At 73.2% G+C, this 19,503-nt stretch carries 14 protein-coding genes and 1 pseudogene; 13 read left to right on the top strand and 2 right to left on the bottom strand.

The annotated features are described in order from the left end of the window. Positions 1–143 precede the first annotated feature (143 nt). Positions 144–1,763: a hypothetical protein gene (locus tag ACFQ11_RS04490; RefSeq protein ID WP_378296501.1), complete on the top strand. Its 1,620-nt coding sequence runs from the start codon at positions 144–146 to the stop codon at positions 1,761–1,763. A 61-nt stretch (positions 1,764–1,824) separates the two neighbouring features. On the opposite strand, the gene ACFQ11_RS04485 is transcribed toward ACFQ11_RS04490, so the two are convergent. Beyond that, complete coding sequence (locus ACFQ11_RS04485) at positions 1,825–2,259, bottom strand: PGPGW domain-containing protein (RefSeq protein ID WP_378296500.1); 435 nt, start codon at positions 2,257–2,259, stop codon at positions 1,825–1,827. A 359-nt stretch (positions 2,260–2,618) separates the two neighbouring features. On the opposite strand from ACFQ11_RS04485, the gene ACFQ11_RS04480 reads away from it, so the two are divergent. Further along, positions 2,619–3,353, top strand: a complete 735-nt coding sequence (locus ACFQ11_RS04480) for a sulfotransferase family protein (RefSeq protein ID WP_378296499.1) — start codon at positions 2,619–2,621, stop codon at positions 3,351–3,353. Between the two features lie 58 nt (positions 3,354–3,411). Here the strand turns inward: ACFQ11_RS04480 and ACFQ11_RS04475 are convergent, their stop codons facing one another. After that, entirely contained in the window at positions 3,412–4,608 is a 1,197-nt protein-coding gene (locus ACFQ11_RS04475; protein WP_378296498.1) for an agmatinase family protein, read from the bottom strand. Between the two features lie 571 nt (positions 4,609–5,179). Between ACFQ11_RS04475 and ACFQ11_RS04470 the strand changes: the two genes are divergently transcribed. From ACFQ11_RS04470 to ACFQ11_RS04420, 11 genes and pseudogenes are all read left to right on the top strand, one after another. After that, positions 5,180–6,739, top strand: coding sequence for a chitinase (locus ACFQ11_RS04470; RefSeq protein ID WP_378296497.1), 1,560 nt, complete (start codon positions 5,180–5,182; stop codon positions 6,737–6,739). Positions 6,740–6,748: 9 nt separating this feature from the next. Continuing rightward, entirely contained in the window at positions 6,749–8,500 is a 1,752-nt protein-coding gene (locus tag ACFQ11_RS04465) for a chitinase (protein WP_378296496.1), read from the top strand. Between the two features lie 38 nt (positions 8,501–8,538). After that, entirely contained in the window at positions 8,539–9,423 is an 885-nt protein-coding gene (locus tag ACFQ11_RS04460) for a lytic polysaccharide monooxygenase auxiliary activity family 9 protein (RefSeq protein WP_378296495.1), read from the top strand. Between the two features lie 18 nt (positions 9,424–9,441). Beyond that, positions 9,442–10,050: a DUF305 domain-containing protein gene (locus tag ACFQ11_RS04455; RefSeq protein WP_378296494.1), complete on the top strand. Its 609-nt coding sequence runs from the start codon at positions 9,442–9,444 to the stop codon at positions 10,048–10,050. 10 nt (positions 10,051–10,060) lie between these two features. Beyond that, the gene (locus ACFQ11_RS04450; protein ID WP_378296493.1) at positions 10,061–12,619 is read left to right on the top strand and encodes a glycosyl hydrolase family 18 protein; all 2,559 of its coding nucleotides are present in this window, start codon (positions 10,061–10,063) and stop codon (positions 12,617–12,619) included. Positions 12,620–12,802: 183 nt separating this feature from the next. Continuing rightward, positions 12,803–13,750, top strand: coding sequence for a LysR family transcriptional regulator (locus tag ACFQ11_RS04445; RefSeq protein ID WP_378296492.1), 948 nt, complete (start codon positions 12,803–12,805; stop codon positions 13,748–13,750). 23 nt (positions 13,751–13,773) lie between these two features. After that, entirely contained in the window at positions 13,774–14,535 is a 762-nt protein-coding gene (locus tag ACFQ11_RS04440; protein ID WP_378296491.1) for an aminoglycoside adenylyltransferase family protein, read from the top strand. 259 nt (positions 14,536–14,794) lie between these two features. Then, entirely contained in the window at positions 14,795–15,367 is a 573-nt protein-coding gene (locus tag ACFQ11_RS04435; protein WP_378296490.1) for a GNAT family N-acetyltransferase, read from the top strand. A 115-nt stretch (positions 15,368–15,482) separates the two neighbouring features. After that, positions 15,483–16,880, top strand: a pseudogene (locus ACFQ11_RS04430) (IS1380 family transposase). A gap of 447 nt (positions 16,881–17,327) precedes the next feature. After that, entirely contained in the window at positions 17,328–18,746 is a 1,419-nt protein-coding gene (locus tag ACFQ11_RS04425; RefSeq protein WP_378296489.1) for an MFS transporter, read from the top strand. Positions 18,747–18,844: 98 nt separating this feature from the next. After that, positions 18,845–19,399, top strand: coding sequence for a PepSY domain-containing protein (locus ACFQ11_RS04420; RefSeq protein WP_378296488.1), 555 nt, complete (start codon positions 18,845–18,847; stop codon positions 19,397–19,399). The last annotated feature ends 104 nt before the right edge of the window (positions 19,400–19,503 follow it).

The following is a 19,503-nucleotide window of genomic DNA, read 5'->3' as shown; positions in this document are numbered from 1 at the left end:
CCCGGCACTCTGCGACGATTTGCGACCTTTGTATCAGAGGTCGGGATCGCCGCCGATGACCTTCCCGGTCGCGTCCGGCCGATGCAACGCCGCCGCGGGCATCGGGCAACAGTCGGTGGAATTCTCCCCCACAGGAGGCACACTTGCCGACGAAGAAGATCGTTCCGGCCCTCGCGGCGGCCGCCCTGGTCATGACCGGGGCGGCCGCCCCCGCCCAGGCCGCGCCGGCGCGGCCCGCGCCCGCGCCCGCCGCGACGCCCGCCGTGCCGAAGGACGGCTACCGCGCGCCGAAGACCGCGGGGACGCCGCGGCGGCCGGACGTCCGCCCGCTCACGGCCCTCCGGGCCGCCGCCGGGGTGCCGGTCCGCATCCGGGTGATCGACCGCGAGGGGCGGGCGCCCGCGGCCACCTACGTCACCCTGATCCCGCTGGACGGCTCACCGGGGTTCGGGGCCGAGGTCACCGACGGGTACCTGGAGGGCGTGGTCCCGGACGGCCGGTACGCGGTGACCGCGCAGGTCCGGACCGGCGAGTCGACGACGCTGGTGCACCTGCCGGACGTCCGTCCCGGCGACCTCGCCCTCGACGCCCGCGCGGGGGTGCGCGTCCTTCCCCGCGTCGACCGGGCGGGCGCCGCGCTGCTGACCGCGTCCGTCGAGGTGGCGCAGCGCATCGGCGGCGAGACGCTGCCGCTCGCGAGCACCTGGGGCGACCGGGAGCTGTACGTCGTGCCGACGGCGCCGGCGGACGGCCTGACACTGCGCGCCCAGGCGTACCTGACCGAGGGCGGCGCCGCGGACGGCAGCCCCTACGTCTACGGTCTCGCAAACGTCGTCGAGGGCCGCGTCGCGGACCCGTTCCCCGCGACCGTCCGGACCGGGACGCTCGCGGCCTACCGCACCCGGTACGGCACGGCGGGCGGGGCGGCCTGCGGCGGCGGCCACTACGGGGTCGAATGGGGAACGGGCTTCCGGATCGGCTACTACGTCGGCGCGGGCGCGCTGCCGACCGTCCGCACCGAGTACTTCTCCCCCGGCTTCACCTGGGCGCTCGACTCCGCGATCACCACGCCCGACTGCGCGTTCGGGGAGTTCGTCGAACGCTCCCGCATGGTGACGCCGCGGCACCCGGGCCGGTACGAGCACGACTGGCACATCGGACCGTTCGCGCCCGGCCCGAGCACGGCGATCTGGAGCACCGCGGGCGGCGAGCCGAGCATCGCCGTCCGGCTCCTGTCCACGTGGGACAGCACGAGCCATCTCGCGCCCTACGCCGGGACGACCGGAACCTCGCGGCTCCTGGACGCGGAGGGCCGCGAGGTGTACCGCAGCGACCGGCCGGGCGTCGCGCACGACTGGTCCGCGCCGCCGCCCGGCGAGTACACGCTCGTCGTGGACGCCGACCGGAAGGCACCGTGGGCCGACCGCGCGTCGGCGATCCGCAGCGAGGTGCGGTTCACGGTCCGCGACCGTGAACCGGTGGCGCTGCCGTACCTCCGCGTCAAGACCCCGCTCGACATCCGGAACCGTGCCCGGGCCGGCGCCCCGCAGCCGATCACGCTGGACGTCGAGGGCACGACGCGGGCCCCGGCGCTGCACGTGTCCCACGACGACGGGCGCACGTGGCGCGCGGTCCGCGTCGCGGAGGCGGGCGGCGCCTGGCGCGCGGTGATCAGGAACCCGTCGTCCGGCGCGGTGTCGCTCCGGGCGACGGTCCCGGGGGTGCTCGACCAGACGCTGATCGGCGCCTACGCCGTCCGCTGACGGGCGGGGCCGGGCGGCGCGGATCGCCGGGGGCGCCCCCGGCGATCCGCGCCGATAGCGGTCAGCGGGCGTCGTCGGGGACGGCCGGCCGGGCCGGCTCGGCGAGGGCCGCGACCTTGACCCGGCGGTGACTCCAGACCAGCAGCCCCACGAGGATGAACCCGGACAGGATCAGGCCCGAACCCGTGCCCCAGCCGCTGAACGGGAGCCTGTCGACGAGGCCCCACGCCACGCCGGCGCCGAACAGCGCCGCCGCCGTGAGGGCCGACCCCGCGATGCGCCACGGGGACGACACGCTCTCCGCCGCCGCCCGCAGTGCGGCCTCGCGGACCGGGTCGACGTAGCGCTGGACCACCGGGAACTCGCGGGCGAGCACGAGCAGGCCCGCCAGCACCAGCAGCAGCCCGGGGCCGGGCAGGACGAGCAGCGCGACGCCGGTCAGCGCCAACAGTGCGCCGACGACGAGCGCCACGCCGCGCCTGACGTGTCTGGCCATGCCCGGTCCTCCATCCGGCCGCGATGAGGGGGTCGTCCCCGCATCGGCCACGGTATGTGACCCGCGGGCCCGACCGGTAGCCGCACCGCCCGTATCGGCACGGCCGCCCGACCCCGGGCAGATACCTACTAAAGTCACATGGATTACTCGAACACTTTTTCGTGATGTCGAACACCCTCCCCTTGTCCACCAGTCAAAATAGGCAATACCTGATCATTCCGGCGCGAACACGATTCGGAACATTGAGCTTTCCGGAAAGGTGATCTAGCGTCGATCGAGTGCCGCCCGATGCGTGCTCCTCGGGGCCGCGGGACCCGGCGCGGGGCGGCGCGTGCCTACCGAGGGTGAGAGGCGTCAGCATGCTCAAGGTCATCGGTGCGGGACTGCCGCGAACGGGAACGACGTCGATGAAGGCGGCCCTGGAACGGCTCGGGCTCGGGCCCTGCCACCACATGTTCGAGATCCTCACGAATCCGGCGCAGGCCGAACGCTGGCTCCCGGCCGCCGACGGCGGGCCCGTCGACTGGGACCGGGTGCTGGACGGGTACGCGTCCGCCCAGGACTGGCCGTCCAGCGGCTTCTGGCGCGAGCTCGCCGACGCCTACCCGGAGGCGAAGGTCGTGCTGACCGTCCGCGACCCGCGCCGCTGGCACGCCAGCTTCAGCAACCTGATGACGAACGGGCCCGCCCTGACGGCCGCGGAGGACCTCCCCGAGGCCGCGCGGCCCGTCGCGGAAGCCATGCAGCAGATGCGGCCCATCCTGGACCGGCACGGGCGCGACCTCTTCGGCCCCGACTGGGACCCGGAGTCCGGCGTGCCCGACGAGGACACCGCCGCCGCGGCCTTCGAACGGTACGTCGAGACCGTCCGGGCGGGCCTGCCCGCGGACCGGCTCCTGGTGTTCGACGTCCGCGAAGGCTGGGACCCGCTGTGCGCGTTCCTCGGCGTCGAGGCCCCGGACGAGCCGTTCCCGCACCTCAACGACGGCGACGCGCTCCAGCAGATGTTCGGCAGGCTGATGACGGAAGGGAACGTCTCCGTGCCGTTCCCCACCCCCGTCGCGGCCGGCGACGGCGAGGCCGCGCCCGCGTAGGGCGCCCGTCCGCGACGAAACCGGGCACCGCGGCGACGATCGCCCACCGGCGGCCGGGCTACGACGCGTCGGCGGGCCCGGGGTCCGGGCGGCCGTCCCGCCCCCGGCCGCCGGTGCGCGGGCGGCCGTCCCGGCCCCGGCCGAGGCGGCCCGCGCCGACGCTCGCCGCGAGCACCTCGCAGACCAGCCGGACGCCCAGCAGGCTCGTCACGTCCGACACGTCGTAGGGCGGCGACACCTCGACGACCTCCATGCCGAGCAGGCCCTCGGCGGCGAACCGGCGGACCAGCTTCAGCACCTCGCGCGGGTACAGCCCGCCCGGCTCCGGCCAGCCGGTGCCGGGCGCGAAGCCCGGGTCGACGGCGTCGATGTCGAACGACAGGTACACCCCCTCCGCGCCGCCGCCCCACGCGACCTCGAGGGCCAGCTCGGCGACCCGGTCGACGCCGAGCCGCTCCACGTCCTCGACGGTGATCACCACCGAGCCGCCGTCGCGCGCCTCCGCGACGCCCGCGCGCGGCACCTGCCACCCGCCGATCCCGATCTGGACGAGGTTGCCCATGTCGAAGTGCAGCTCGTGCGCCGCCCAGTAGTACGGCGTCGTGTGCATGCGCTCGTCCAGGTCGCGACGCTGGGTGTCGAGGTGGCGGTCGAAGTGGATGACGCCGATCTTGCGCCCGAACGCGTTCATCACCCCCCGCGCCGTCGGGAACCCGATCGAGTGGTCACCGCCCAGGACGACCGGGAAGACGCCCTCCCCCACCAGGTGCTCGACGCCCTTGGTGATCTGGTCGAACGCCTTCTCGATGTTGGCCGGGGTGACGAAGACGTCGCCGACGTCCACCATCGAGAGCTGCTCGCGCAGATCGACGCCCATCTCGTAGTAGTACGGGGTGTAGAGGGCGGAGATGTGCCGCATGCCCTGCGGCCCGAAACGCGGCCCGGGACGGTACGTGGTCCCGGTGTCGAGCGGCGCGCCCACGACCGCGACCTCGTGCTCGCCCACCGCGCGGACGTCCTCGAGGTACGGGGCCTTGAGGAACGTGGTGATCCCGGAGAAGTGCGGCAGCTCGCCCCGCTGGAACGTGGACGCCCGCTCCTCGTCCTCGATCGAGTCGGCCGGGGGCAGCCCCAGCCGGTGCGCCCACCGCAGCTCCTCCCGGTGGCGCTCGTCGGTGATCTCCCGCTCGAACCGCTTGGCCCGCTCCCCCTGCAGCCCCGCGATGAGTTCGTCCCGTCCGGTCGGCTCACTCACGGTTCCTCCCGATATGCGACGTTTGCCGGACTGTTCCCGCAGGACGCAACGGCAGCGTGCGCCCCGCCCCAAGGTGTCGCCAAGCGGCGCTGACGGACGGGCGCCCGTCAGCATCCGGTGGGCCGTCCGCGTCCTCGACCCGCGCCCCGGGGATCGGACCACCGAACCGGGCGCGGGCCTCGGCATCACCGCCCGCAAACCGACCTGACCAGCCGGATCACGCGTCGCCACCGCCCCCGAGCAGGAGCCCGCCCCCGGGGGACGTCCGGACGGAGTGCACGGCGAATGGGCCGGTGGCGGCGGGCGCTCAACCTCCGGGTTGGCGTCGCTTGCCGACGGCAGGGGCGGCCGTTCGGCAATCCTCGCCGATGTTGCCCGGCGGGCGGCGGTGGTTCGGGCGGCTAGCTGCGGTGGTTGGCGGAGGGCCCGGAGGATGCGGAGTTCGGGGGTTGTCGGTCGGCGAACTCGTGGTTAACGTGCCACCAATTAGGAAACCTTCCTATTAGATCGCGATCGCTTCGGGGTTCGGGGGAACGTCCGTCAGCTCCCTATCCGCGCCTTGGAGTTTCTCTTGCGCACGCGTTCGTTCGCCGGCGTTCTCGCCGCGCTGCTGCTCGTCCTGCTGGTTCCGCCGCCCGCGCTGGCCGCCGCCGCGCCGGCGGCGACGTTCGAGAAGACCGCCGACTGGGGCTCGGGCTGGCAGGCCCGGTTCACCTTGACGAACGGGTCCGCCGCCGCGATCGACGGGTGGCGGGTCGAGTTCGACCTGCCCGCCGGGACGAGCGTCGGCTCGTTCTGGGACGCGTCGCTGGCCCGCGACGGGAACCACCACACGTTCACCGACCGGGGGTGGAACGCGACGATCCCGCCGGGCGGGACCGTGTCGTTCGGGTTCCTCGGCTCCGGCCCCGGGGCTCCGCTGAACTGCACGTTCAACGGGAGCCCGTGCACGGGGGCGCCGGGCGGCGGCGGGCCCGGGGCTCCGGGGACGCCGCGGGTCACCGGGCGCACCGACACCTCGCTGACGCTGTCGTGGACGGCGAGCACCGGGGAACCCGACGGGTACCGGGTGTACGCGGGGACGGACGTGCGGACGACCGTGACCGGGACGTCCGCGACGATCGGGGGGCTGGAGCCCTGCACGACGCACACGTTCACCGTCAAGGCGTTCGACGCCGAGGGCGAGTCGGCCGGGAGCGAGGTCACGGGGACGACCACGGGGTGCGCGACCGGGCCGCTGCCGAGGCACTTCCTGACGGGCTACTGGCACAACTTCGAGAACCCCGCGCAGGAATTGAAGCTGTCGCAGACGCCGGACGAGTACGACCTCGTCGCGGTCGCGTTCGGTGAGGCCACGGCGCGGGCGGGCGAGGTCGTGTTCGGCGTCGACCCGGGGCTGTCGCGGGCCGTCGGGGGGTACACGGACGCGCAGTTCAAGGCGGACGTCGCCGCGCTGCAGGCGCGCGGGAAGAAGGTGATCCTGTCGGTCGGCGGCGAGAAGGGCACGGTGCGGGTGGACAGTGCGGCCGCCGCGGCGCTCTTCGCGGACTCGGTGTTCGGGGTGATGCGCGAGTACGGGTTCGACGGCGTCGACATCGACCTGGAGAACGGGCTGAACCCGACGTACATGGCGCAGGCGCTGCGGGCGCTGCGGGCGAAGGCGGGGAGCGACCTGATCATCACGATGGCGCCGCAGACGATCGACATGCAGTCGACGGGCGGGTCGTACTTCCGGCTCGCGCTCGCCATCAAGGACATCCTGACGGTCGTCCACATGCAGTACTACAACTCGGGCTCGATGCTGGGCTGCGACCAGGGCGTCTACGCGCAGGGGTCGGTCGACTTCATGACCGCGCTGGCCTGCATCCAGCTGGAGAACGGGCTGCGCGCGGACCAGGTGGCGCTCGGGCTGCCCGCGGGGCCGGGCGCGGCGGGCGGCGGGGTGGTCGCGCCGTCGACGGTGACGGACGCGCTCGACTGCCTCGCGCGCGGGACGGGCTGCGGCTCGTTCCGGCCCGCGCGGACGTACCCGGACATCCGGGGCGCGATGACGTGGTCGATCAACTGGGACGTCACGAACGGCGGCGGGTTCGCCCGGACGGTCGGCGCCCACCTCGACACGCTGCCGTAGGGGGACGTCATGAGGAGTGTTCTCTTCGCGGGCGCCCTGGTGGCGGGCCTGCTGGTCGCCGCCCCGCCCGCGCACGCGGCGAACGTCCTGGCCAACGGCGGGTTCGAGCAGGGGCTGGCCGGCTGGACGTGCTCGGGCGGCGCGTCGGTCGCCGGCACGGCGCGGACGGGCGCGTCCGCGCTGGCGGGCGGCGTCACGGCGGGCGACAACGGGCGGTGCGCGCAGACGGTGCGGGTGCGTCCGGACACGGCGTACACGCTGTCGGCGTGGGTGCGCGGCGACTACGTGCACCTGGGCGTGACCGGCGGCGGACGCACGTGGACGCCCTCCGCGGCCGGGTACACGAAGCTGTCGGTGTCGTTCACCACCGGCCCCGCGCAGACGGAGGCGGAGGTTTACCTGCACGGCTGGTACGGGGCCGGGACGTACCTCGCGGACGATGTCGAACTGGACGGTCCGGGCGGCCCGTCGCCGGGCGTCCCGGCCGCCCCGGGGGCCGTGCGGCTCGGCGCCGTCACCGGCGGCTCGATCGAGCTTGCCTGGGACGCCGTCGACGGCGCCGCGGGCTACCGCGTGTACGAGGGGTCGGACGTCCGCGCGACCGTGACGGGGACGTCCGCGACCCTCACCGGCCTGGACGCGTGCAGCACGCACACGTACGCGGTCGCCGCGTACAACGACGCGGGCGAGTCGGGGCGGTCCGCGACCGTGACCGGGACGACGGAGGGATGCGCGGACGTGGGCCTGCCGAAGCACGCGCTCATCGGGTACCTGCACGCGAGCTTCGCGAACGGGTCCGGTTACGTGCGGATGGCGGACGTGCCGGACGCCTGGGACGTCGTGAACCTGGCGTTCGGGGAGCCGACGACGCCGACGTCCGGCGACATCCGGTTCGAGCGGTGCCCGGTGAGCGAGTGCCCGGACGTCGAGAGCGACGCCGAGTTCGCGGCGGCGATCCGGGCGAAGCAGGCGCGGGGGAAGAAGGTGCTGCTGTCGATCGGCGGCCAGAACGGGCAGGTGCGGCTGACGACGGCGGCGGCGCGGGACGCGTTCGTCCGGTCGGTGTCGGCGATCATCGACCGGTACGGGCTGGACGGCCTCGACATCGACTTCGAGGGGCATTCGCTCTACCTCGACAAGGGCGACTCCGACTTCCGGAACCCGACGACGCCCGTGATCGTCAACCTCGTCTCCGCGCTGGAGGAGCTGACGGCGAAGTACGGCGACGGCTTCGTGCTGACGATGGCGCCCGAGACGTTCTTCGTGCAGGTCGGGCACCAGTTCTACGGCGGGACGAGCTCCGGCGACAACCGGACGGGCGCGTACCTGCCGGTGATCCACGCGATGCGCGACGAGCTGACCGTCCTGCACGTCCAGGACTACAACTCGGGGCCCGTCATGGGGCTCGACGGCCGGTACCACCACATGGGCGGCGCGGACTTCCACATCGCGATGACCGACATGCTCAAGGCCGGTTTCACGGTCGCGGACACGGGTCGCACGTTCCCGGGGCTGCGGCCGGAGCAGATCGCGTTCGGGGTGCCCGCGGCCGTCAGCGCCGGGAACGGCCACACCCCGCCCGCGCAGGTGCAGCAGGCGCTGACCTGCCTGGTCGAGGGACGGCGGTGCGGCTCGTACGAGCCGCGCGGCGGGCCGTCGCCCGCCCTGCGCGGCCTCATGACGTGGTCCATCAACTGGGACCGCTACTACGGCTGGGAGTTCATGAACGCGCATGAGCCCTTCCTGAACTCGCTGCCGTGACCGCTCGGAGAACACCCACCCCCCGAGAAAGGACCTCCATGCGTTCTCCCCGCACGAAGGCCGCGCTCGCGGCCCTCACCGTGCCGGCGGCGTCGGCCGCCGTGCTCGTCGCGTCGGCCGGGTCGGCCGCCGCGCACGGATCCATCTCCGATCCCCCGAGCCGGGTCTACACCTGCTGGCAGGAGGGGCCGGAAACCCCCGATTCGGAGGCGTGCAAGGCCGCGGTCGCGGCCGCCGGAACCCAGGCGTTCTACGACTGGAACGGCGTGTCGCTGATCAATGCGGGCGGGCGGCACCGCGCGCTCATCCCGGACGGGCAGTTGTGCGGCGCCGGGCGCGCGAAGTTCCGCGGCCTGGACCTGCGGCGCGCCGACTGGCCCGCCCGGAGCGTGTCCCCGGGCCCCTTCACGGTGACGCTGCACGCGACCGCCCCGCATCGGGGCAGCCGGTTCGAGTTCTACGTCACGCGGGCGGGCTGGGACCCGACGCAGCCGCTGCGCTGGTCGGACCTGGAGCACCTGAGGACGTACGACGACGTGGACCCGACCACGTACACCGACTTCGACGTGACCCTTCCGCAGCGGACCGGCAAGCACGTGCTCTACACGATCTGGCAGCGGACGGAGTACAGCGAGGAGGCGTTCTACAGCTGCTCCGACGTCGACTTCGGCGGCTCCAACACCCCGACTCCGCCCACCGACCCGCCCACCGACCCGCCCACCGACCCCCCGACCGACCCGCCCACCGACCCGCCGACGGACCCGCCGACGGACCCGCCGACCGGCACGTGGACCACCGGGGCGTCCTACGCCACGGGCGACACCGTCACCTACAACGGCGTCACCTACGAGTGCCTGCAACCCCACACCGCGCTCGCCGGATGGGAACCCGCGACCACCCCCGCCCTCTGGCGGGCGGTCTGAGCCGCTGAAACCGACGCGATGAAGTACGGCGCACTGGCCCTCCTCGCCGCCTGCGCCCTGCTGCTGTTCGCGCGCTGCGGAGCCGGCGGCACGCCCGCCGGCTCCGCGGCGGCGACCCGCGGCGGGGCCGGGTTCAACGGCACCGACGTGATGTTCCTGCAGATGACGCTCCCGCACCACGCGCAGGCGGTGCGGCTCGCGGGGCTCGCCCGCGAGCGTCCCGTCCGGCCCGAGGTCCGGACGCTCGCCGCGGCGATCGAGACCACGCAGCGCGCCGAGGCGGCGGGGATGGTCGCGCGGCTGCGCGGCTGGGAACGTCCGCTGCGGGCGCCCGCGGGCTCCCACCACGGGCACGCCGGGGCCGTCCCGACCACGACCGACGCCCGCGTCGCGGCGCTCGCCCGGGTCCCGGACGAGCGGTTCGAGCGCGCGTTCCTCAACCTGCTGATCGCCCACCAGGACGACGCCGTCGAGCTGGCCCGGATGGAACTCGGGGACGGCGAGGACCCCTGGAGCCTGCGCCTGGCGGAGAAGATCAAGGCGTCCCGGACGGCGCAGATCGACCGGATGCTGGCCATGCTCGGCCCGCGTCCACCGACCCCCGAAACCCCCGCTCCCGGAAAGTAGGTGTGCGACCATGCGCCGCCTGATCAGTGCGGTGCTCGCCTTCGTCGTCGTCTCCGTGCCGGCCGCCGCGCCCGCGCGGGCCGCCGACCGGCTGACGGCGACGTTCAGCCTGTCCGGCACGACCGGAAAGTACGTGGTGAGCAACCCCGGAACATCCGACATCAGCGGCTGGACCCTGACCTTCGAGCTGCCCGAGGGCGTCACCGCGCGCGGCGCCCAGCACGCCACGATCGTCCAGAACGGGACGAAGGTGACGTTGTCCCCCGCCTTCTACATCGACACCGTGGCCGCGGGCGGCTCCACCGAGCCGTACAGCCCGACGTTCACGCTCTCCTCCCCCGCCGAACCGGCGAACTGCGAGCTGGACGGCGCGAACTGCGACGGGACGGGCGAACCGCCGCCGGCCGTCACGGCACTCGTCGCGAAGTACTCCGTGAACGGGACGCGCGCGACGTTCGTCGTCGCGAACAAGACGGGCGCGCCGGTCGAGAACTGGTCGATCGTGTTCGAGCTGCCCGCGGGCGTCACCGTGAGCGGCGCCGAGCACGGGTCCGTCCGGCAGGACGGGACGACCGTCACGCTCACGCCCGCGCACTACAACGACACCCTGGCGCCGGGCGCGACGACCGAGCCGTACAGCCCGTCGTTCACGGTGAGCCGTTCCGGTGCCGAGCCGACGAGCTGCCGGATCGACGACGCGAACTGCGACGGCTCGCCCGACGTGCCGCCGTCCGCGCCCGGCGGGCTGCGCGTCGCGGTGAAGACGACCAAGACGGTCTCGCTCGCCTGGGACGCCGCCGAGCCCGGCAGCCTCCCGGTCACCGCGTACGAGGTGTACAACGGCTCGGACCTGGCGACGACGGTGCCCGGCACGTCCGCGACCGTCACGGGCCTGACCCCGGACACCGGCTACACGTTCACGGTGAAGGCCCGCGACCGCAAGGGCACGACGTCGCCCGCGTCCGCCCCCGTGACCGTGCGGACGAACGATCCCGCGGACGACACGACGGCGCCGTCCGTCCCGTCCGGGCTGCGCGGCACCGGCGCGGACGCGGCGAGCATCGACCTGGCGTGGAACGCCGCGACCGACGACACCGGCGTCGCGAACTACGACGTGCTCGTGGACGGGCGGGTCGCCGCGACGGTGACCGGGACGACGGCGAAGGTCGGCGGGCTCTCACCGACGACCACGTACTCGGTCGCCGTCCGGGCGCGCGACCTGTACGACAACCTGTCGGCGGCGAGCGCGCCGGTCGAGGTGACGACCGCCGACGTCGTGGACGGGCACGCCCGCGTCGGGTACTTCGTCCAGTGGGGCATCTACGGCCGCCAGTACTTCGTGAAGAACCTGCACACGACGGGCAACGCGGCCCGGCTCACCCACATCAACTACGCCTTCGCGAACATCGACCCGAAGAACCTGACCTGCCTGCAGGGCGTCACGAAGGGCACGTCCACCGACCCGCAGGACCCGAACCAGGGCGACGGCGCCGGGGACGCCGACGCCGACTACGGACGTCCGTTCGGCGCCGCGCAGTCGGTGGACGGCGAGGCCGACACCGGACGCGAGGCCCTGCGCGGCAACTTCAACCAGCTCAGGAAGCTGAAGGCGATGTATCCGCACCTGAAGGTGCTGATCTCGATCGGCGGCTGGACGTACTCCAAGTACTTCTCCGACGCCGCGGCGACCCCGGAGTCGCGGGAGAAGTTCGTCCGGTCCTGCATCGACATCTACATCAAGGGCGACCTGCCGCGGTACAACGGCGCGGGCGGGCCGGGCGCGGCCGCGGGCGTCTTCGACGGCATCGACCTCGACTGGGAGTGGCCGGGCGCCGAGGGGCACCCCGGCAACCATGTCGACCCGGCCGACAAGCGCAACAACACGCTGCTGATCGAGGAGTTCCGCGAGCAGCTCGATGCGCTGACCGGGGAGACGGGCGAGCGGTACCTGCTGACGGCGTTCACCCCGGCGGACCCGGACAAGATCGAGGCCGGCTGGGAGCTCCCGGAGGTCGCGAAGTCCCTGGACGTCTTCAATGTGCAGGGCTACGACTTCCACGGCTCGGGCAGCGACGACTCGTGGGAGCCGAACCGGACCGGCCACCAGGGCAACCTGTACGTCGACGAGGACGACCCGTACCCGTTCCACTTCAGCGTCGAGTCCGCGGTCGACGCGTACCTGGACGCCGGGGTCCCGCCCCGCAAGATCACGGTCGGGCTCGCCTACTACGGGCGCGGCTGGAAGGGGGTCGCGGACGGCGGCGCGGGCGGCGAGTGGCAGGCGGCGCGGGGCGCGGCGCCGGGCCAGTTCGCCGAGGAGGCCGGGACGCGCGGCTACGGCAACCTGATGTCCGGCGTCCCGAACTGCACGGTCGCGCACGACGAGCAGGCCGTCGCGACGTCCTGCTACACCGGCGACGGCGGCCAGTGGTGGTCGTTCGACGACCCGTGGTCCATCGAGAGGAAGGCCGCATGGCTGAAGCGCCGGAACCTGCTCGGCGCCATGATCTGGGAGATGTCGGGTGATCCGGGCGTCCTGACCCGGACCCTGGACGCGAACCTCGACTGATCCCGCCCGGCCCCGGGGCCGGTGCCGTCCCCTCGCTCCCGGCATCGGCGGCACCGGCCCCGGCTCCACCGCTCCTCCGCGCCGTCCCCGGACCGCCGCGGCCGGCGTTCGACCGGCCGGTAGAGTCGCCCGGCCGGCGATCACACGCGCGGCGATCACGACCGGCGGTTCCCGGAGGAAGTCGTGGACCTGGATCTCGGCGCGGTGCGCGCCTTCGTGGCCGTCGCGGACGACCGGTACTTCGGCGACGCGGCGGCCCGGCTCGGCGTCAGCCAGCAGGCGGTGTCCAAGCGGATCGCGAAGCTGGAGTCCGACCTCGGCACGGTCCTGCTGCGCCGCACCCCGAACGGCGCCGAGCCGACGGACGACGGCGCGTCCTTCCTCGTGCACGCCCGCGCGGTGCTCGCGCTCGCCGACCGGGCGGTGGAGCTGGTGCGCAGCCGGCACCGGGAGCTGCGGGTGGACGTGCTCGGCACGCGGCTCGCGTCCGTCGAGATCGTCCGGGCCTTCCACGAGTCCGTGCCGGACGCGGGCATCGAGATCCTGCGGTCCGGCGGGCTGGCGGACGCCCTGCCCGCGCTCGGCCGCGGGACGATCGACGCGTTCTTCGGCCGCGCGCTCGGGGACCTCGGCGACGTCGAGGCGCGGCCCGTCCTGCTGGAGCCGATCCACATCCTGGTGGGGCGCGGGCACCCGCTCGCCGGGCGCGACCGGGTGCCGATCGCGGAGCTGGTCGGCCCGCCGCTGTGGATTCCGGGCGCCGCGCGGGACGACACCGAGTGGGCCGACTTCTACCGCGCCCTCACCGCCGAGTTCGGCGTGCGGATCGACACGTCCGGTCCCGACTTCGGCCTGGACGACGTGGTGGAGCGGACCGCCGCGTCCCGGGAGCTGATCACGTTCGGCGTCGGCGAGAAGATCCGCGTCCCGTGGCATCCCGGCGTCGCGCGGATCCCCGTCGTCGACCCGGCCCCGGTGTACCCGTGGTCGCTGCTGTGGCATCCGCGCAACCGGCATCCGGTGCTGCCGATGCTCGTCGACCACGCCCGCGGGGGCTTCCGCCCGTTCCGTCCGGACCGCGAGTGGCTGCCGGCACCCGACCGTCCCGCCTTCTCCGTCCCGGCCGCGTGATCCGCCGTGCCAGCATGGTGGCGATGGGACAGACCGACCTCGTTCTCGATCTCCTGCACGGCACCTTCGGTGCGGACCTCGTCGGCGCGTACCTGCACGGGTCGGCCGTCCTCGGCGGGCTGCGGCCGCACAGCGACGTGGACGTCCTGGCGGTCGTCCGGCGGCCGGCGGCGCCGGCGGAGCGGCGGGCGCTGGTGGCGGGGCTGCTGCCGGTCTCCGGGGGCGGCGCGCGGCCCGTGGAGCTGACGGTGGTCGCGGAGACGGCCGTGCGGCCCTGGCGGTATCCGCCGGTGTGCGAGTTCCAGTACGGCGAGTGGCTGCGGGACGAGTACGAGCGCGGCATGGTCCCGGAACCGGCGCCGAGCCCGGACCTCGCCCCGCTGATCACGATGGCGCTGGCCGGGGACGCGCCGCTGTTCGGCCCGCCGCCGTCGCGGGTGTTCGCGCCGGTGCCGCACGCGGACGTCGTCCGGGCGGTCGTCGGGAGCGTGCCCGAGCTGCTCGGCGACCTCGACGGCGACGCCCGCAACGTCGTCCTGACGCTGGCGCGCGTGTGGGCGACGGCCGCGACCGGGGAGATCATGCCGAAGGACGCGGCGGCCGCGTGGGCGCTGCCCCGGCTGCCCGCCGAGCACCGTCCCGTCCTGGCCCGGGCGCGCGCGGTCTACCTCGGCGAGGAGGACGAGCGCTGGGACGACCTGCGTTCCCGGCTGCGCCCGCACGCCGAGTTCGTCGCGTCCGAGATCGACCGGATGTTGCACGCGCCGGGGGCGCGTCGTCCTTAGCCTCGATCCACCGATGTGATGCCTGGGAGATGTGTCGCGGGACGCAAGAGATGCCTCGTGACCTGTGATGATGGGCTTGCCCGAAGCTTCTTCACCACGATCGGCTAGGCATCTCGTGGGTGAAAACTTCCCATGCCGGTTCGGCGGTCTCTGTCTGGCTCGGCGGAGCGAATTTGACCGCGGAGGCAGGTCTGCTGCCGGTGGTCCGGGGCGGGCTGGACCCGGCCGCCGTGGTGCACCGGGCCGATACGGTGAGGAAATGATCTCACCTGACCGTAGAGCAGCCGAGCATGAGGAGGCGGAGACAATCACCTATCGCGTGGCGGAGAGTGAGAGGGATAAATCCGCCGTCATCAAGGGCGAGTTCAGCTCGGACACCGTCTTCGAAGTGGTCGGCTCCGAGTGCGGGTTTACCATTCGGCCCGCCCGGCTGGACCGGCCGGTGCACAAGGTCTTCCCCGACGACGAGCCTGAGGCCGGTGAGACGTCGGAGGGCGAGCGCCGGTTTGTCGCGCTGGATGGCGAACTCGTGTGCGGCTATGTCGACACGGGGTATGAGCCCTGGAACCAGCGACTGATCATTGCCGATATCGAGGTGGCCGGGCCGTACCAGGGCCGGGGGATCGGGCGCACGCTGATGAACCACGCCATCGACTGGGCCCGGGAATGCGGTGCCGGGCACATGTGGCTGGAAGTGACGAACATCAACGCTCCGGCCATCCGCGCCTACCAGCGGATGGGGTTCACCTTCTGCGGCCTGGACACTTCCCTCTACAGCGACACCGAGTCCGAGGGGGAGACGGCGCTGTACATGAGCCTCTTCCTCGACTGATCCGCTGGCCGGTAGTCGGCCCAGTGCTTGGACATGGAGACGCGGAAACCCTCTGCGCTGGGACGATGGGACTTCCTACGGTTCCACGTCCGCAGAGCAAGAGAGCACCCGCGAGATGCGATCTTCCCATGCCGCCTCGGCGGTGGCCGCTGCGTTCGATGACCCAAACCTGATCGCGCATGCCGGATTGGTCCCGGTGATGCGGCTTGCCGGACGGTGCGGGCTTGGCCGTCTGGTGTCGGAGAAGGTGAAGCTAATCGGGGCAGGCAACGGCGCGGGGGCGGCAGCCGAGGCCAAAGTCCCCAGCATTGTGGGCGGCATGGCTGCAGGAGCCGACAGCATCGACGACCTGGACATGCTGCGCCACGGTGCGATGCCGACCGTGTTCCGAGAGGTCCGTGCACCGTCCACGCTGGGCACCTTCCTTCGCGCGTTCACCCACGGTCACGCCCTCCAACTCCACGCTGTGCACCGCAGATTCCTGGCCGCGCTGGCCGCGCGCACTCCACTGCTGCCCGGCGCTGGAGAGAAGGCTTTCATCGATGTCGACTCCACCCACAAACGCGTCTACGGCCGGACCAAGCAGGGCGCCGAGTACGGCCGGTTCAAGGGCATCCGCACCCTGCACCCCCTCCTCGCCACGGTCTGCACCCCGCACGCACGGCCGGTGATCGCCACGGTGCGGATGCGACGCGGCAAAGCAGCAGACTCCCGAGGCGCCCCAAAATTCGTGAGCGAGGCCCTGGCCACCGCCGCCGAGGCCGGCTGCACCGGCATGCGCATCCTGCGGGCCGACTCGCAGTTCTACAACGCCGGGGGAATCGCCGCCTGCCATCGGGCCGGAGCCCACTTCTCGATCACCACCGGCATGGACCCCTCCATCAAACGAGCCGTCCACAGCATTCCCGACGACGCCTGACAGCAGATCAGTTACCCGACCGCGGTCCCCGACCCCGAGACCGGTGAACTCATCTCGGACGCCGAAGTCGCCGAGATACCCGAATACACCGCGTTCGCCAGCCGGAAGAAAGCGGAGCGGGTCACCGCGCGGCTGATAGTGCGCCGGGTCCGTGACCTGGCCAGACCCGCCACCGTCGGCGAGCAGGGCGAGTTGTTCCCCGTCTGGCGCTACCACCCCTTCTTCACCGACAACCCGGCCCAGACCCTCCAGGCCGAGCGGGAACACCGCCATCACGCCGTCATCGAGCAGGTCATCGCCGACAGCAAAGCCTCCGCCCTGGCCCACCTGCCCTCGGGGAAGTTCCACGCCAACGCGGCCTGGCTGATCCTGTGGGCGATGGCCTACAACCTGCTGCGGGCCGCCGGAGCGCTGGCCTCTGCCTTTCACGCCAGGGCCACCACCGCCACCCTGCGTGCTCACCTGGTCCACGTTCCCGCCCGAATCGCCCGCTCAGCCCGGCGCCTCACCCTGCACCTACCGCAGCGATGGCCCTGGCAGCACGCCTGGACACAGCTGTTCGCCACCGTCCACGCGCCGCCCGAGGCACCCTGACGTCACTGACCACCCAGCCCGCCAGGGCCGACAGGAGCCGAATCGTGGAAAAGCTGGGCAGACCAGCGGATGCACCCTGCCCGCACTCAGCTGACAGCCTAAGAACCCGCCCCGAAAACCCTCGGAGATCATTTCGAAACCGCGTCGGTGGATCGGGGCTTAGGGGCTGAGAGCCGCCGAAGGGCTCGCGGAGGCGGTCGCGTTCGAAGCGGGCCGCATCGCCGCGCTCGGCGTCGTCCGGACCGGACCCCGGGCAGGCTGACCGCCGTTCCCGCCCCGTCCTGACCCTCGCCGGGACTCCTCCGCGCGCATTCTCGCCCGACCCGCCCCACCGGCCGGTGAGGCGGATCACAGGTCGGACATATACCCCCGAGGGGTACTTCGTGCTAGCTTCTCGCTTCGCAGGTACCCCCTAGGGGTATAACTCGAGTGATTGGCGGACCCGTCATGAATCCCGACCCCCGGCGCTGGTGGGCGCTCGCCGTGCTCGCCACCGCCCAGTTCATGGTCATCATGGACACCTCGATCATCGGCGTGGCGCTCCCCGACATGCAGCGCGACCTCGGCTTCGGCCCGGGCGGCCTGCAGTGGGTGTTCAACGCCTACGTCGTCGCGTTCGGCGGCCTGCTGCTCCTCGGCGGCAAGCTGTCGGACCTCCTCGGCGCCCGGCGCGTCTTCACCGCGGGCTGGCTCGTGCTGATCGCCGGATCGGTGCTGGCCGCCGCCGCCGGGACCGCGGGCCTGGAGATCGCCGGACGCGCCGTGCAGGGCGCCGGCTCCGCGCTCATCGCGCCGTCCGCGCTGACCCTGCTCATGGTGCTGTTCTCCGCCCGCCCGAAGGAGCTGGCCAAGGCGATGGCCTTCTACGGCGCGGCGGCCCCGGCCGGCGGCACCGCCGGGGTCTTCCTCGGCGGCGTCATCACCGAGTGGCTGAGCTGGCCGTGGATCTTCATCATCTACGTGCCGATCGGCCTGGCGACGCTCGCGCTCGTCCCGGCCGTCCTGCCGGACGTGCCCGGACGCCGCGCCCGGCTCGACGTCGCGGGCGCCGCGGCGGTCACCGCGGGCCTCGCCCTCGCCGTCTACGCGATCGTCCGGGCGCCCGAGCGGGGCTGGGACGACGCCGGAACCGTGCTGGGCCTCGGCGGCGCCGTCCTGCTGCTCGTCTCGTTCGTCGCGCTGCAGCGGATCGTCCGCGACCCGCTGATGCCGCCGGCGGTGTGGCGCGCCCCCGGCCTGGCCGCCGCGAACCTGGCGATGGCGCTGCTCGGCGCCGCGTGGATCCCGATGTGGTACTTCCTCAACCTGTACCTGCAGCAGGTCCTCGGCTACGGCGCCTTCCCGAGCGGCGCGGCGCTGCTGCCGATGACGGCGCTGATGATGGTGCTCATGGTCGGCGTCACCGGACGGCTCATCGCGCGGTTCGGCACCCGGCCGCTGATCGTCACCGGCCTCGCCGTGCTCGCGGCGGGACTGCTCGTCCTGTCCGGAATCGACGCGGACGGCGGCTTCCTCACCGACGTGCTGCCCGGCTCGCTGATCGCCGCCGCGGGCATGTCGCTGGTGTTCATCCCCGCCACGATGGCGGCGATCGGCGGGGTCGCCCCGGAGCGGGGCGGGCTGGCGTCCGGGATCGTCAACACCACCTACCAGGTCGGGTCGGCGGTCGGCCTCGCCGCGATGACCGCCGTCGCCGCCTCCCAGGGCGCGGGCGAACCCGGGGACCTCGGCGGCCTCACCGACGGCTACCAGGGCGCGTTCGTCGGCGCCGCCGTCGTCGCCCTCGCCGGCGCGGTGCTCGCCGCCCTCACCCTGCGCGCCCCCGTGCCCGCCGCCGAGCCCCGGACGGAAAGGGTCGATGCCTGACGGAACCCGATGCGGACCGACCGGGGCCGGGGGCGCGGCGGCGCCCCCCGGCCCCGCGTCGTGCGCGTACCGGGCGTGCCCGGGGGTAGAGGGCGGTGGTGAAAGCTCTCGCGGCGGCACTGGCCACGGTGCTCGCGCTGAGCGCCTGCGGCGGCGACGATCCGGAATCGCCGGACGCGTCCGCGACCGCGGAGACCCTCACCGCGCCGAACACCACGCCCCTGCCCGTCACCACTCCCGCCGGCGGCGCCCTCGACCGGGCGGCGGCGACCGCGCTGCGGGCCGTCCCGGGCGCCACGCTGACGTCCGTCGAGACCGAGGGCGGCGGGTGGGAGGTGCGGCTCGTCGCCGCGGACGGCACCGAGCGCGAGCTGATCGTGAACGGCGCGGGCACCGAGGTCGTCCGGAACGAGGCCGGACCGGAGGGACCGGCCGACCGGGCGAAGCGGCTGCGGCGGATCCGCCGGGCGGAACTGGACTACCGGGACGCCGCCGACGCGATGCGCGCGACCGTCGCCGGGGCGCGCGTCACCGAGCTGAACCTCGACGACCACCGCGGCACGGCCGTCTGGGAGGGCGACGTCATCGGCCCCGACGGCGCCCGGCACGCCCTGATGGTCGACGCGTCGACCGGCCGCGTGCAGCGGCGGTGATTCCGGCCGCGTTATGTGTGCCCCGCTATACCTCCCAACACGATTGGGATTTGTGAGGCATAGGGATGCCGGACAGGATGTGAGGCCAGGCACAGCAGAGGTGA

Origin of the sequence: Actinomadura sediminis (assembly GCF_042675525.1) — a bacterium.
Classification (GTDB): domain Bacteria; phylum Actinomycetota; class Actinomycetes; order Streptosporangiales; family Streptosporangiaceae; genus Spirillospora; species Spirillospora sediminis.
This window is presented reverse-complemented; position numbering and strand designations above follow the sequence as displayed.